Origin of the sequence: Leptolyngbya sp. PL-A3 (assembly GCF_039962325.1) — a bacterium.
Classification (GTDB): domain Bacteria; phylum Cyanobacteriota; class Cyanobacteriia; order Elainellales; family Elainellaceae; genus Vacuolonema.
The window spans coordinates 324,873-339,630 of the sequence record NZ_JAMPLB010000002.1; the positions used below are offsets into that span (position 1 = coordinate 324,873).

The window sequence follows — 14,758 nt, forward strand, 5'->3', positions numbered from 1 at the left end:
GTTTACTTCAGCTGAATGTACTTGGGAGCTTCATTCAGGTGAATGGTGTCAACGAACCGAGCGGTCTTAGACTGGCTGGAAATAACCAGGCTCTGGGTCCGAGAGCCACCGTGGAAGAAGCGAACTCCTTCCATCAGGGTGCCAGAGGTGATACCGCAAGCCGCAAACAGCACCGTTTGGCCGGAGGCGAGTTCTTCGCACTCGTAAACCTTGTCAGGATCGGTGATGTTCATTTCCTTCAGACGGGCGACGTTTTCTTCTTTGGTTTTGTTCGCCCATTCCTTAGTTTTCACAACAGCTGGGTCGCTCACCAATTGACCCTGGAAGTGGCCACCGAGACAGCGCATAGCTGCTGCAGAAATGACGCCCTCGGGAGCCGCACCGATACCCATCAGAGCATGGATGTTGGTACCAGCGAAGCCGCAGGAGATGGCCGCAGATACGTCACCGTCGGTGATCAGACGAACACGAGCACCCGCTTCCCGAATTTCTTTGATCAGCTCGTCATGGCGATCGCGCTTCATTACCACTACAACTAGCTCATCAATGGAGCGGTCTAGGCACTCGGACAAAATCTTCAGGTTTTCAGTGGCGCTCTTGCGAATGTCGACTTTACCCTTAGCGGCAGGGGGAGCTGCCAGCTTGTTCATGTAAAAGTCGGGAGCGTTGAACAAACCACCCTTCTCAGAAATTGCCAGTACGGCCATCGAACCGGGTTGACCGTAAGCGCAAAGGTTGGTGCCTTCGCAAGGGTCTACGGCGATGTCGATTTCCAGTAACTCATCGGGGTTGCAGTAATCTTTAGCATCTTCGCGGGTGCAAATACCCACTTCTTCACCGATGTAGAGCATGGGGGCTTCATCGCGCTCCCCTTCCCCGATTACGATGCGACCCCGCATGTGAATCTGGTTCATGCGCTTCCGCATGGCTTCCACGGCGACCTGGTCTGCGGTGTTTTTGTCGCCCTTACCCATCCAACGGGCTGAGGCAATCGCAGCCTGCTCAACGACTTCAATGATTTCTAAACCCAGTGTTGCTTCCACCTGAGATACCCTCCCAAAACGGCTGATTTTGCGTCATTCCACAGACATCGGTTCAGTCTAAAAGTTTACCAGACTGAGGGGATCAACAGTCACATCAGATCTGAGCTGCTGCGATCGCTGGAGTTTGAAAGGGCATCCATAAACTAACCTGTACTTCTTTTTGTGAGAGTGGCGGCTAAGCTATCACTCTCACAAAAAGAAGTACAGGTTGTTCAATACACGGAGTCTGAGCCATCTCGTCGTGCTACATGACTTTGCCACAGGGCCCGACAAAACTAAGTGTTTTTGTGCGTGAAGTCGTGGGCTGCTTATCCTTCAAGAAGTGACAGAGCACTTGGGCGCCTACTCCTACGGCAAGAACGTGAAAGATCGCTGAAAATGAAGTGATTGGGGTGTAAAGAGTTATCGATACTTTCGGTTGTTGCCTGGGTATGTTATGGGTTGTAGCAATTTATAAAGCTATAACCTCACTAAATTCTGGGTTGTTGTTGGGTTTATCCACACTTTCTTCCTGACGTCCTGCGATTATGTCTAACCCATCGACTCCAAAGGCTGGAGAGCCTGCAACCAGTATTAGCTCTCTCAAAACAGCGATCGCCCAATCTCGTCCCCTCATTAGTCGCCTCAATATCGGAACCAAAATTGGGATTGGCTATGCGATCGCCCTGGGCATTGCTACGTTAGGAACCGTCCTTGGTTCTATTGTCGGAAATCAAATTCAGCATCGAGCCACTGAACACCGAGAGACCTTTCATCAAGCAGAAAAACTCATCGACGATCTCCAAATTGCTTTGCTAGAGGTTCGTACCAATGAGCAGCGGCTCATGCGATTGGTGCAGGATCCTCAAGAACTCCCCTTTCAATATTCCATGGCGAATATGCGGCTGGATCGGGCCGAAATTCTTCTGGCAGATTTTCGCAAAACCATGGAGGATATCCAAAAAAATCCAGAGTTTTGGGGGCGGGGAGCGGAAGTCGCTGAGTATTTGATTACAAAGCTTCCCATCGCATCTGACTACCTGAATCACCTCAATGAGTTGATGAACCAACGGTTCTCTCCCTCCTCCGAGGCCACGTCGGCAACGATTGAGGCAGAACTAGACGCTTTCACCCAAAGCTCATCGGCGCAACGTTTAGATGAGTTCTCGTCTCAATTGAATGAGTTGGTCACGATTACCCAGCGTCTGGAACAACAGGCTGAGGAGGATGTATTACGGGCTGAGCAACTGCGGCAGCAAATTTTGTTTGTCAGCATGGCATTGTCGGGGTTACTGGCAATCTTTTTTGCCACCTATACGAGCCGGGCGATCGCCAGTCCTCTCCGTGCCGTAACTAACGTGGCCCGTCGGGTTACTGAAGACGCTGACTTTGATTTGCGAGCACCCGTTACCGCTACGGACGAAGTGGGTGTTTTAGCGCATTCTCTGAATAAATTAATTCAGCGGGTCAAAGACTTACTGAAAGATCAAAAGGCTGCTGCCGAAGAGCAGCGACGTCTTCAGCAGGAGCAGTTGTTGCAAGCCGAGAAGATGTCCAGTTTGGGCCGTATGCTGGCCGGGGTTGCCCATGAAATTAACAACCCGGTCAATTTTATGTATGGGAATTTGATTCATGCCAGTGAGTACATCAACGATTTGATGAAGCTGGTGAAGACCTATGAAGCTACAGTTCCTAATCCGGATCCTAAGGTGGTGGAATTGGCCGAGGCTATTGATTTGGAATTCTTGTCTCAGGATTTACCCAAACTCCTCACTTCCATGCAAATTGGGGCCGATCGCACTCGACAGATCGTCTTGAGCCTCAAAAACTTTTCCCGGATGGATGAGGAAGGAACCCATCCAGTAAATTTGCCCGAGTGTCTGGATAGTACACTGCTAATCCTGAACAATCGTATCAAGCGGGGAATTACAATTGAGCGCCAATATGACGAGGTGCCTCTGGTGCAGGGTTATAGCGGGCTCCTGTACCAGGTCTTTATGAACCTCATGGTGAACGCTCTAGATGCTCTGGAGGAAAAACAGCCCGTTGAGACGGAAAGAGGAGGCACCGCGCTGTCTGCCTGGGCACCAACGGTTCGTATTCATTTAACCCGTTCCAGCCTGGAGGAGATACAGGTAACGATATCTGACAATGGCTGTGGTATACCCACTGAGCGGCTATCTCGGATCTTTGATGCCTTCTATACATCTAAGCCTGTAGGGGTCGGCACCGGATTAGGGCTTTCGATTACCAAAGACATCATCGAGACCAAACACCACGGTAGGATTGAGTGCCATTCTGTTATTGGGGAAGGAACTCGATTTGTCGTTTCCCTGCCTATTCAACAGCCAATTCAGTCGTCACAATCAACGGCCTCAAAAGTTCGCAAAAAAGCCCAAACAACTTAAAGAGGTGTTTGAAATACTTATCTCTTGAAAGACCATAATAAACATTTCAAACCCTCTTTTACATTAACTATCTTGATTAGCTTCTCATTTTGATAGGACTTACGCATTTGTGTTGTGAGTGGGGTGCGAAGCACCCCACTCACAACACAAATGCACTACAGATAGCGGGCTTGCGTAAGTCCTGTTTGATTTGAAGCTCATAATGATAATTGCTGCTGACATGGGCCCTTGAACTAAATTCAATAATGTCCTGATAGTATCAGGTAGCTTGTGGGGATTATGGCAGATGCAAATGTCTCTCATAATCCATATTGGAAGCTATTTGATAAGGGGTAGAAAAAGTAGATTTTTCATGCTGTTCAAGCATGAAAAATCTACTTTTCAATTGCATAGAACTAAGGGGGTTAAAGGGGTTGCAAAAAATGAAACTCCTATCGCTGATCTATCGTCAGTGAGTACCTTAGCAGTAGGTTCGCTATTTTCTAGAAGGATGCACGGCCATGCGGCTTCGACGACTGATTTATGGAGTATTAGGGATATGGGTGGCAATTTCCATTGGAACGGTACAGCCGATCGCCTCTACTAAGAGTGCCCACCTGATCGAGTCTTTCCTGGGTCTGTCGATTACGCCCTCTCCTGCCTTGGCCAGCAGCGATGCTCCCGCAACGCTGGTCTCTATTCGTCGGGAAGGGGGGCGATGCATCCAACCGGGCTGCTTCTCAGAGGTCGTAATTTTTGTGGATGGCACCTACCGCTACACCACCCACCAGACGACTCCCGTGACGGGCCATCTGACCGAAGCCGAACTAGAATCTCTGCGGGAACGCATAGCTCAGTCCGATATAAGGGCGATTCGCAACGCCGGAACACCCGTAAATGGGGCTGTTTATCCGCTTTGCCAGGTGGCTGTGGATGGACGAGAGGCCATTTATACTCTACATGTCCATGGGCTTGTTGAGGAATTGCGGGGTTGTAACACGCAAATTGATGTTTCTAATCCTCTCGTGCAGCAGCTAGAACAGCTCTATGAAAACATTTCTACTCAAGCGCAACAACCGGTGGAGCCGCCTCAGGAGGTAGAGGGGACTACAACGACACGCCCCCGACGACGATCGCTTCCCCGCCCTGTTGCGAACTCGGTTCGACGGAGCTTTCAGCGTGATTATCAGAACCGTCTCGCCAATATTCGCATCGTCCGTTCTGCACGCGTGGCCTGGAAGGATTGCCTGCCCGACTTACCCCAGGGGCGCTTCTCCTATGGCCCCTGTGAACCGCAGTCGCATGAGGGATGGCGGGTTGAGGTCAGTGGAGAATTTCCCAGTATTCAACAACGCATCACACGGGTTTACTACGCCGATCGGCAACGGTGGGCAGTGATGAATGCGGCGGCTAGTTTGACGGATTCGGAGCGATCGCAACTCGCTACAGCGCTCCAAATTCCACTGTCCCAAGTGCAAGTCTCCGCTGTGCAGGAAGTCTCCTTACTCCCTGCTACCGCATGCCCTGATGAAGGATTTTGTCCCTCTCCGCCTCTAGCTTTGGCCTGGCGGGTGTTGGTAGCTGGAAATAGGGGCGAACGGATTATTCCCATTTCCACCCTGGGCCAACCGATTGATGTTGAGGATGCGTTTGCCTATTTTGGTGAGGGCGATCGCGCCGCCCTGGGTACTTTGCCCGTTCCCCTTGCCAATGCAGTTGTGCGAGATGCCTGGGAACGGCTGACGACAACAGAACTTGTCTCTGACTCTAATTCCGAAACTACTGGAGAATTAGACTTTGGGGTTGACTCTATTGAACCTGTCACCTGGAATGAATGCCAGGGAGGTTCTGGTCCAACCCGGCCGTTTCGAGGGATTTGCCCAAACATAACCCGTTCAGGTTGGCGCATGGTAGTGGCAGGGGGTACAGCGCAAAATCCATTTCGCCTGGTTTACTACATCCTTCAGGGAACCGACCCGCAAAGCTGGGCAGTGCAACCCGATGGGCAGCAAAGCATTCCGGAAGCGGTGCAACAACGCATTCTCGCTGCGGCTGCTCAGCAAACTGGGGTGTCTGCTTCCTCCCTTCACTTGCATTGGGTTGATGCACGGTTATTCGACCGCTGCTTGAATACGGCAGAGGATGCCATTAGTTGTGGCACAGATATTCGCCCCGGCTGGGCGGTGCAGTTTTTAGGACCCCAGACGAATAGTACGGATTGGGGGGAGCCTCTCTGGACATTCCATACCAACCTGACGGGCACCGATGTGCGGTTAGTCAACCAGGGGCAATGGGCACCGCCTCCCTAGGGCCTGTTTTGACAAGGCTTCCGGCATGAATCGATTTTTCAGGGCGTAAACCGTTGCGTGGCGAAGCCACGCAACGGTTTACGTAGGACGTCTAATGAATACCTGCGCGCTTGAAAAAATCCCCAATCAAGTACAACGAGCCACACAAGATAACCGTCCCATCTGGGTTGTTAGCATAGGCAGCTTCCAGACCCGAAAATACATCCGGATGGGCGGTGCAGTCTACGTCTGGGCAAATTTGTTTAGCCAGCGCCGTCAGTTCCCCAACATCAGCCGTAATGTGATCGGGAACGGGAACAAGATGTAGGCGATCGCCCATCGTTTCAGAACAAGAATCGTTTTCCCGCAACAATGCCCGAAACACATCCCCATGATCCTTGTTGGCAATCATCCCCATGACCCAGGATAGGGGGCGCGAAAGGGCCGCTCCATCCACATACCGCCGCAACATCTCGGCTCCTGCCGGATTATGCGCACCATCTATGAGCAACGGACGCTGATTCTTCAAGGAACCATCAGCGCTCCACTGTATCCACTGCATCCGTCCGGGCCAGCGAGTTTTCGCCAGCCCTTCTAAAATGTGCAGGTCATCCAATGCCCAGCCCTGTTTCTGTAGGAGCCGGAGAGCGGCGATCGCCACCGCCGAATTGATCAATTGGTGCCCACCTCCCAGCGGCACTTGATACTTTAACCCTGGTAATCCCTCCGGGCTAGCATCCCCGGCACCGTTCCAAAGTGCCCATCCTTCACCGATCGCGATAGAAGGCTCCACCCACGTGACTGAACAGGCCAACTCTGCTGAGCGCGACCTTAACACCGCCATCGCCTCCTCGGGTTGAGGGGCAATAACTGCCGGGCAGCCTGCCTTCAGGATGCCGGCCTTTTCACGGGTAATATCTGCCAGGGTTGGCCCCAGGCGTTGCCAGTGTTCTCGGCTGAGGGAGGTGATAACGCTGACCAGGGGGCGATCGCACACGTTAGTTGCATCCAGACGCCCTCCCAGGCCCACTTCCATCACCGCTACATCCACCTGCTCTTGGGCGAAGTAGAGCCAGGCCGCAGCCGTAATGATCTCGAATTGGGTTGGGGAAGAATGGGCTGGATCAATTGCCGCGATCACCTGTTCTAAAAGAGTGGTCAGGGTTTCGGGAGCGATCGCCCGCTCGTTTAAGCAAATGCGCTCTGTCCAATCCACCAGATGCGGTGACGTATAACGGCCTACCCGATAGCCTGCATGGGTCAACACAGCTGATAGATATGCGCATACGGAGCCTTTTCCATTGCTTCCCGCTACATGGATCACTGGAACCCGACGTTGAGGATTTCCAAGGGCGGTCAGTAAGCGTTCAATCCGCTCCAGGCCTAATTCCACGCCAAAATGCGTGAATGCATTGAGGAGAGTATCGACAGCAGACGATTGGGCGATCGCTTGAGGTAGCGGAACATCCGCGTCCGAAGGATTCATGACAGTCTCCATTAATTTAGAGGAAGCGCTCTATAACCCTTCCTCAACAACGAATGATTAATCGAAGGCGAGCAAATCAGGAGCGCGTTAGCAATTCAACCCCGTCCCGCCCATCAGTCTCTTGCAAAAACACTTTGACGATTTCGTCCCGGGCCGTCGGCAGCTTCTTGCCGACAAAATCTGGGTGAATGGGCACTTCCCGATGCCCTCGATCCACCAACACTGCCAGCCAGATGGTTGCGGGTCGCCCGTAGTCATTCACAGCATTCAGCGCAGCCCGAATGGTACGCCCTTTGTAGATCACATCGTCGACCAGCACGACAGTTTTGCCAGACAAATCGAATAAAATCTCCGTCTTCTCTGGCGTTCGTACATCAATCTGATCCAGGTCATCCCGGTAAAAGGTAATATCCAGATGCCCTACGGGAAGGCTCACCCCTTCCAACGCTTCAATCTGTCGCGCCAGCACTTCTGCCAGGGGAACGCCCCGGGTAAAAATCCCCATCAAAGTGACCTGGGATAGGTTATCCCCAGCCCGTTCAATAATTTGCGACGCCAATCGGGTCACAGTACGGCGAACTTCATCAGCCGAGAGGATTTCAACAACTTCGGAGGGCACAGTAGAACTCCCGTTGTGCTGCGAAGGGCAGCCCTTATTCTGACGCCAGACCTGGGGAAATGTCCATCCCACCCGAACTCAAAGTTTGTCACTCAGAAGCGGCGACGAACTTTGGATTTAGGTGTGAATCACCTCAGAAATCCTCCGCTCCGTCCTGCAACGTCTCAATCAGTACCGCCATTTGCTGCTGCTGTTGGCCCAAAAAGGTTTCGCATTGGTTCAAGTGCTGGACTGCTGTGGCAAATTGCTCAAACACCTCGGCCAAATCCAGATCGCCACCTTCGATCGCCTGAATAATTCGCTCTACCTCACTGATAGATGCCTCATATCGCCAATTCAGATCGGTTGCTGTTTCTGAAGATTTAGAACGCCTTGCCATAAGTTCTTTCCATCCGAATCAACATTGCAATTGAGCGCAAAACCACAGACCTCTTGGGGTTCAACACTGAGCCGAGCGCTCCTCCAGCCCCGTCTAATCCCATCCCCCGATACTAAACTCTTCCGGCAAAACCTATCCGCAAACCATCATCACATTCAAGCTTTCATCCCCATCAAACAGAGCCTGGCAACTTTTCGATCGCCTGAACCCGAACCGTACCATCCCCCAGTTGAATCTCCAAAACTTCATCCACTGCCACATCTTGAACCGATCGCACGATCGCTCTATTCTCCTGGCGCACCACCGCATACCCGCGCTGCAAAACGGCTGCAGGATCAAGGGTTTGCAAAGTTTGCCGCAACAGCTGACAACGTTGTACTTCCTGATGCAACAGATGGCGAGTGCTATGGAGCAGACGCTGGCGTAACCACGCTAGCGTCTGTTGTTGCTGATGCAGCCGATGATCCAGACGTAGCCGTTCCAGGCGATCGCGCAACCCATCCAACCGGTCAGCCTGATAGTCAAAATATTGCTCTGTCGCTTGTTGCAGCGCCACAATTCTTTCCTGATGGGCTTCATACACATCAATCCAACGGGGAACGGTCAACTCTGCGGCGGCTGTAGGAGTATGGGCGCACACGTCAGCTGCCAGATCGGCCAGCGATTCATCCCGCTGGTGCCCAATTCCTGCCACGACTGGAATAGAACATTCTGCCACCGCACGTACCACTCGCTCGTCATTAAAGCAGGCCAGATCCTCAACGGCACCCCCGCCGCGCGACAAGATAAGCACCTGGGCTCGCCCGTCCTGCTCGACTCGCTGAATGGCTCGCACAATCGACGCTGGAGCTTGCTCTCCCTGCACAATGGCAGGAGACAGCAGTACGGTCAAACCGGGATAACGATGGTTTAGTGTACGTTGAATATCACCCCAGGCAGCCGCCTGAGGCGACGTGACAACAGCTAACGTATGGGGGTGTGGGGGAAGCGATCGCTTCCGCTCCACATCAAATAATCCTTCTGCCTCCAGCCGACTGCGCAATTGCCGATAGCGCAGTGCTCGCAACCCCTCCCCAGCTGGGAGTGCCTGCCATACGGTGAGTTGATACGAGCCCCGCTGAGGATAAAGGGCAATTCGTCCTAACACAACCAGGCTGGTTCCTGGCTCAGGTCGGCAAACCAGGCGATCGAGCCCACTTTTCCAAACGACACAATTGATAGATGCGCCGCTGTCCGGATCTTGCAGGGTAAAGAAAAGTCCGCTCCGATGAGCATTCGTGCTCGACACCTCACCCGTAACCCACACCTGCTGCAAGTGCGGATCTTCTTCTAGAAGCATTTGCAGATAGGCCGTCAGCCCAGCGACCGACAGCACAGAATCCACGGTGAGCAGATCAGAAGAATCCTGAAACATTAAAGGGAGGAGTGTGAATAAAACCTAAAGATGTACCAATCAGAATTTTAGTATTGCTGGCTTCCCCATCTTCCGAGATACCAAATCTACTTCATCTTCAAGGCCAGAAACCGGGCGTAAAATCTAAAATTCTGCGAGAACTCAAGAAGAATGATCTGAAGTTGGTCGAATAGTACAGTTGTATTTTATAATGGAGTTCTGTAAGCTAGTCAAACAGTTGGGCAACCGCCAATATCTTCAGAGAGAGCCAGCAACGTCCGAAAAAGTTACCTTGTATTCTGGTGGGATTTCTATAGAGTGATAAAACACAGCAGCAGGCTTGCCTGATTGCCCTCCAGACTTCCCTTAATTTTGGCTGCACCCTGTCCGCATCTCACCGCACTAGTCCTGTTTTGAGGCACCCATGGCAAAAGCGACTGACGCAACTTCGGAAAAGGAAAAGGCGCTCAATATGGTCATGAACCAGATTGAGCGTAATTTTGGCAAAGGCACTATCATGCGCCTGGGCGATGCCACCCGAATGAAGGTGGAAACTGTGCCTACGGGTGCTCTTACGTTAGATCTTGCCCTGGGCGGTGGGTTGCCGAAGGGGCGAGTAATTGAGATTTATGGCCCAGAGAGTTCGGGTAAGACAACCCTGGCATTGCATGCGATCGCCGAAGTCCAAAAGACTGGTGGTATTGCTGCTTTCGTAGACGCAGAGCATGCCCTCGACCCCGCCTACGCTGCAGCTCTGGGAGTTGATATCGCCAATCTTCTCGTTTCCCAACCTGATACAGGGGAAGCCGCGCTGGAGATTGTGGATCAACTGGTGCGATCGACCGCAGTAGACATTGTGGTTGTAGACTCCGTCGCTGCACTGGTTCCCCGCGCTGAAATCGAAGGGGAAATGGGCGACTCTCACGTGGGTCTGCAGGCCCGTCTGATGAGCCAGGCCCTTCGGAAAATTACCGGCAACATCGGTAAGACTGGCTGTAGCGTTATCTTCCTGAACCAGCTCCGTCTAAAAATTGGGGTGACCTACGGTAACCCTGAAACCACAACGGGTGGTAATGCCCTCAAGTTCTACGCCTCCGTTCGTCTGGATATCCGCCGGATTCAAACCCTCAAAAAGGGCAACGAAGAGTTCGGAATTCGGGCAAAGGTCAAAGTTGCCAAGAACAAAGTGGCTCCTCCCTTCCGGATTGCCGAGTTTGATGTGATCTTTGGGGAAGGTATTTCCACCCTCGGTTGTATCGTAGACCTGGCTGAAGAGACGGGCGTACTGGTGCGTAAAGGTGCCTGGTATAGCTATAACGGCGAAAACATCAGCCAGGGTCGTGATAACGCCATCAAGTACATGAAAGAGAAACCTGAAGTGGCAGAAGAAGTTGCCAACAAGGTGCGTGAGAAGCTGGCGATGGGCGCGGTCGTTTCGGCCATGTCAGTCGGGGCAAGCGCTGATGATGGCGACGACGAGGATATGCTGGAAGACGAAGAATAACGTCTTTCCATGGAACGGCTCAAGACAGAGGTACTGGTTGTCGGCGGCGGCACGGGGGGTACAGCAGCTGCTCTCCAAGCCGCCCGCCGAGGCGCACAAACAATTCTAGTCAGTGAGTTTTCCTGGCTAGGGGGGATGCTGACATCAGCAGGGGTGAGTGCTCCGGATGGCAATGAGCTACAAGCTTTGCAGACCGGCATTTGGGGAACCTTTGTCCAGGAATTAGAACGGCGACAGCCAGGTGGTTTAGACAATGGCTGGGTTAGCTTCTTTACCTATGAGCCGCGTCTTGGAGCCGCAATCTTTGCCAATTGGGTAGTAGCACTGCCCAACTTACATTGGATTCAGGGGCAGGTGCCTCTTGACGTACAGCGGACGGGCGATCGCCTTTCCGCTGTTCGTTTTGAAGACTACTTCATTGAAGCCGACATCATTTTGGATGGCACCGAGTTAGGGGATCTGCTTGCCCTGGCAGAGATACCTTACCGCTGGGGCTGGGAGTTGCAGTCAGAGTTGGGTGAGCCCAGTGCTCCTCCAGTGCTAGAAGATTGGATGGTTCGCTATCCGGTGCAAGCTCCTACATGGGTTGTGGTTTTACGGGATTTTGGCTCCCATGGAGCTCCTGACATTCTCCCTGGTTTACCGGGAGACGTCATGGATGATTTTCAGGGAGCCTGGGATGGATATGGGGCTGAGACATTTTTGAATTATGGCCGTTTGCCAGGCGATCGCTTCATGATCAACTGGCCCCAGAAAGGCAATGACTACGGCGAGGGTTGCGATCGTCTCGTCACCTCTGCCTCTGCTCGGCAAGAATTTTTTCAGGATGCTCAGCAGTACAGCCAGCAATTTGCTCGCTTCATTCAGCAAAATTTGGGCGATCGCTATGGCCTGGCATCCGATACATTTCCACAAATCCCTGGAACTCCTGGCGGTGGTGCCTTTGCTCTCCATCCCTACTTCCGGGAAAGCCGACGACTGGTTGGGCTAACGACGGTACGGGAGCAAGATATTCTGCCGATTTCTGGAGGAAATGTTGCCCCGCTGCCGCTGACTCCTGAGGGAATCGTTGAGGCGATCGCCGTCGGTAACTACCCCAATGACCACCACTACCCGAACCATGCTATTCCCTTCCACCCCAAATCAATGCGCTGGGGTGGTCGCTGGACGGGGACACCCTTTGCCATTCCCTACCGCAGCCTGGTTCCGCTGACACTTAATGGGTTATTAGTCTGCGATAAAAACATTTCGGTTTCCCACATGGCGAATGGGGCAACCCGTTTACAACCGCTAGTGTTAGGGATTGGTCAGGCAGCTGGTATGGCAGCCGCTCTTTGTATTGAGCAACAGTGCCAGCCCCGCGATCTCCCTGTATCTTTGTTGCAGCGGGCTCTCCTGGCAGAGCCCACCGCTCCGGCGGCAGTGATTCCCCTCCTGCATCCCACATTGGGGCATGAGGAGTGGCGATCGCAGCAAGAACTTTTTCTCAACTATCCAGAAAAATACCCAACGAATGGAATCGCAGCCTGCTCAATAGAATCTGCTACCGCTCCACCAGAAGCATGGAAAATGACAGGTCATTTTTCGCGTCATTCAGAGGAAAGCTACCGTTTACGAGGCAATCTTCTCGGCAAAAATACGGAGCCTCCAGCTTTGGTGACTCTGTTTCCTGACGTTGAGCAACAACTGCGTCAGCTACAAGACGAGCAGCTCATCACCGTCTACGGAAAAGCAAACCTCTATGGTAATTGGATTCGAGTGGAATATCTCAATAAATTAAACGTAACGTCCTGATTCGATTTCATAACGCATGTAACAGGGAATAGAAAACCCAACACGGATTCCCTTCCATGCTTATCTCAATTCTTACGCTTGCGACAGCTTCTCTGCTGCCTTTTACTGGCCAGATTGCTCCTGCTATGACTAGCCCCAGCGCAAGTGTACCATCCTATCCGACCTATGAAAAGCAGCATTCCACAACCATCCCGTTGCATGTGCAATTCTTCCATCGGGGCAGCGGACGGTGTGAACTGCCCAACTGCAGCGCTTAAGTAAATTGCGAACTTGACGGATATCGGATGCGTTTCGTTTGAAGCCTGATGGAGAGGAAGCAGCGCAGTTTCCAACCCCTTTAGATGCACAGGTTTTTCCCCTGGCTCGATGTTTTTCCAAGTAAAGAGGGCATTCTAAGAACAATTCGTCAATCTAGCCCTCAGCCGCTTCTATCAAACCCAGAGACTTGAGCTGATACCTGAGAAATGGTTGTGAAGCTTCCAAAATAGTCTAAACTAGCATTATTTTCATGCTACCTGCCTATTTGGGTGCTAATGGCAGAGTTCTGACGGTTTTGCACACTTCGACGTAGATTGAGTTTGTTGAAATGACCAGAGATTTGGATCTGATCAAGCGGCTTGGTCCCAGTGCAATGGATCAGATCATGCTCTATCTGGCGTTTAGCGCGATGCGAACCAGCGGCCATCGCCATGGAGCTTTTCTAGATGCTGCTGCGACTGCTGCCAAGTGCGCCATCTACATGACCTATCTGGAGCAGGAGCAAAACCTGCGAATGACAGGCCACCTGCATCATATTGAGCCAAAGCGGGTGAAGGTTATTGTAGAAGAGGTGCGGCAGGCACTGACCGAGGGCAAACTGCTGAAGATGCTGGGTTCTCAAGAACCGGGTTATCTCATTCAGTTGCCTTATATTTGGACACAGCAATATCCCTGGCAACCGGGGCGATCGCGGATTGCAGGGACGAGTCTGACCTCGGATGAAAAACGTCAACTGGAATCGAAGTTGCCGCCAATTATTCCCGATGCGCAGCTCATCACGTCCTTCCAGTTAATGGACATTATTGAGTTTCTGCATGCACGTTCTCAGGAGGACCTGCCTGAGGAGCGGCGTTTGCCCATGAGTGAGGCGCTGGCGGAACACATTAAGCGGCGCTTGCTTTACTCCGGCACCATCATGCGAATCGATTCGCCATGGGGAATGCCGTTCTATGCGCTCACCCGTGCGTCTTATTCTCCCCAGGATGATGAAGAACGCACCTACATCATGGTGGAAGATACAGCCCGCTACTTCCGCTTGATGAAGGACTGGGCTGATCGCCAACCTCAAGTGGTACGAATGTTAGAAACGTTAGACATTCCACCAGAGCGGGTCGATCAGGCCTTAGAAGAACTGGATGAGGTGCTGCGGCAATGGGCCGATCGCTACCATCAGACAGGCGGCGATACCACAACCTTTGTTGTTCAAATGGCCGTTGGGCCTAAGGATGACGAGCCGGGTATCGTTTAGCCTGACGCCTTGGGGCTGACCTGCCATTTTGTTTTAACAGTAAAGGGCTGTTTATAGGCTCTGCTTCGTTTTACGGATGCGGGGCCTTTATGCTAATGCCACATGTATTCAATCAGCAATTCTCAGTATGGAATTAGGCCCGAAAACCGCTTGCCGAAGGCAAGCGTTCGGCCTTCAAAGCCAAGATTGCGCGCCCGACGGGCGCGCAATCTTGGCTTTGAAGGTCATAATGAGAACTGCTGGTATTCAATATTCGTTCAGACTGACGCATTTATTATGGCGTGGTGTGCAAAGCGCACTACGCAGTAATAGATGCTCTAAATATGGTGGGCCTCTGGAAGTTCTAATTGGTCTCAAAACATGGCGGATTTGATCTCAG

11 protein-coding genes are annotated in these 14,758 nt (G+C 52.2%); 6 read left to right on the forward strand and 5 right to left on the reverse strand.

Annotated features, from left to right (window positions below):
* Positions 1-2 precede the first annotated feature (2 nt).
* Positions 3-1,043 (reverse strand): class II fructose-bisphosphatase, encoded by a 1,041-nt coding sequence (glpX, locus tag NDI52_RS03120; RefSeq protein WP_190775137.1) that lies wholly within the window; start codon positions 1,041-1,043, stop codon positions 3-5.
* Positions 1,044-1,570: 527 nt separating this feature from the next.
* On the opposite strand from glpX, the gene NDI52_RS03125 reads away from it, so the two are divergent.
* Positions 1,571-3,430: an ATP-binding protein gene (locus NDI52_RS03125; protein ID WP_190775136.1), complete on the forward strand. Its 1,860-nt coding sequence runs from the start codon at positions 1,571-1,573 to the stop codon at positions 3,428-3,430.
* 500 nt (positions 3,431-3,930) lie between these two features.
* Positions 3,931-5,718 (forward strand): hypothetical protein, encoded by a 1,788-nt coding sequence (locus tag NDI52_RS03130; protein ID WP_190775135.1) that lies wholly within the window; start codon positions 3,931-3,933, stop codon positions 5,716-5,718.
* A gap of 91 nt (positions 5,719-5,809) precedes the next feature.
* On the opposite strand, the gene NDI52_RS03135 is transcribed toward NDI52_RS03130, so the two are convergent.
* The 4 genes from NDI52_RS03135 to xseA all read right to left on the reverse strand — a co-directional run bounded on the left by NDI52_RS03135 (position 5,810) and on the right by xseA (position 9,595).
* Positions 5,810-7,183: a folylpolyglutamate synthase/dihydrofolate synthase family protein gene (locus NDI52_RS03135; RefSeq protein WP_190775134.1), complete on the reverse strand. Its 1,374-nt coding sequence runs from the start codon at positions 7,181-7,183 to the stop codon at positions 5,810-5,812.
* A 76-nt stretch (positions 7,184-7,259) separates the two neighbouring features.
* Complete coding sequence (gene pyrR / locus NDI52_RS03140; protein WP_190775133.1) at positions 7,260-7,802, reverse strand: bifunctional pyr operon transcriptional regulator/uracil phosphoribosyltransferase PyrR; 543 nt, start codon at positions 7,800-7,802, stop codon at positions 7,260-7,262.
* Positions 7,803-7,935: 133 nt separating this feature from the next.
* A complete protein-coding gene (gene xseB / locus NDI52_RS03145; protein ID WP_190775132.1) occupies positions 7,936-8,181 on the reverse strand; it encodes an exodeoxyribonuclease VII small subunit in 246 nt (81 codons plus the stop codon).
* Positions 8,182-8,353: 172 nt separating this feature from the next.
* A complete protein-coding gene (xseA, locus tag NDI52_RS03150; protein WP_190775131.1) occupies positions 8,354-9,595 on the reverse strand; it encodes an exodeoxyribonuclease VII large subunit in 1,242 nt (413 codons plus the stop codon).
* Between the two features lie 403 nt (positions 9,596-9,998).
* On the opposite strand from xseA, the gene recA reads away from it, so the two are divergent.
* The 4 genes from recA to hetR all read left to right on the forward strand — a co-directional run bounded on the left by recA (position 9,999) and on the right by hetR (position 14,379).
* Positions 9,999-11,078, forward strand: coding sequence for a recombinase RecA (recA, locus tag NDI52_RS03155; protein ID WP_190775130.1), 1,080 nt, complete (start codon positions 9,999-10,001; stop codon positions 11,076-11,078).
* A 9-nt stretch (positions 11,079-11,087) separates the two neighbouring features.
* A complete protein-coding gene (locus NDI52_RS03160; protein ID WP_190775129.1) occupies positions 11,088-12,872 on the forward strand; it encodes an FAD-dependent oxidoreductase in 1,785 nt (594 codons plus the stop codon).
* Between the two features lie 56 nt (positions 12,873-12,928).
* The gene (locus tag NDI52_RS03165) at positions 12,929-13,129 is read left to right on the forward strand and encodes a hypothetical protein (protein ID WP_190775128.1); all 201 of its coding nucleotides are present in this window, start codon (positions 12,929-12,931) and stop codon (positions 13,127-13,129) included.
* Positions 13,130-13,458: 329 nt separating this feature from the next.
* Positions 13,459-14,379, forward strand: coding sequence for a heterocyst differentiation master regulator HetR (gene hetR, locus NDI52_RS03170; RefSeq protein ID WP_190775127.1), 921 nt, complete (start codon positions 13,459-13,461; stop codon positions 14,377-14,379).
* The last annotated feature ends 379 nt before the right edge of the window (positions 14,380-14,758 follow it).

Excerpts from the sequence above, each read along its gene's own strand:
- hetR (WP_190775127.1), top strand. The coding sequence starts at position 13,459 with ATGACCAGAGATTTGGATCTGATCAAGCGGCTTGGTCCCAGTGCAATG.
- recA (WP_190775130.1), top strand. The coding sequence starts at position 9,999 with ATGGCAAAAGCGACTGACGCAACTTCGGAAAAGGAAAAGGCGCTCAAT.
- NDI52_RS03135 (WP_190775134.1), bottom strand. The coding sequence starts at position 7,183 with ATGAATCCTTCGGACGCGGATGTTCCGCTACCTCAAGCGATCGCCCAA.
- NDI52_RS03130 (WP_190775135.1), top strand. The coding sequence starts at position 3,931 with ATGCGGCTTCGACGACTGATTTATGGAGTATTAGGGATATGGGTGGCA.
- NDI52_RS03165 (WP_190775128.1), top strand. The coding sequence starts at position 12,929 with ATGCTTATCTCAATTCTTACGCTTGCGACAGCTTCTCTGCTGCCTTTT.
- xseB (WP_190775132.1), bottom strand. The coding sequence starts at position 8,181 with ATGGCAAGGCGTTCTAAATCTTCAGAAACAGCAACCGATCTGAATTGG.
- xseA (WP_190775131.1), bottom strand. The coding sequence starts at position 9,595 with ATGTTTCAGGATTCTTCTGATCTGCTCACCGTGGATTCTGTGCTGTCG.
- NDI52_RS03125 (WP_190775136.1), top strand. The coding sequence starts at position 1,571 with ATGTCTAACCCATCGACTCCAAAGGCTGGAGAGCCTGCAACCAGTATT.
- NDI52_RS03160 (WP_190775129.1), top strand. The coding sequence starts at position 11,088 with ATGGAACGGCTCAAGACAGAGGTACTGGTTGTCGGCGGCGGCACGGGG.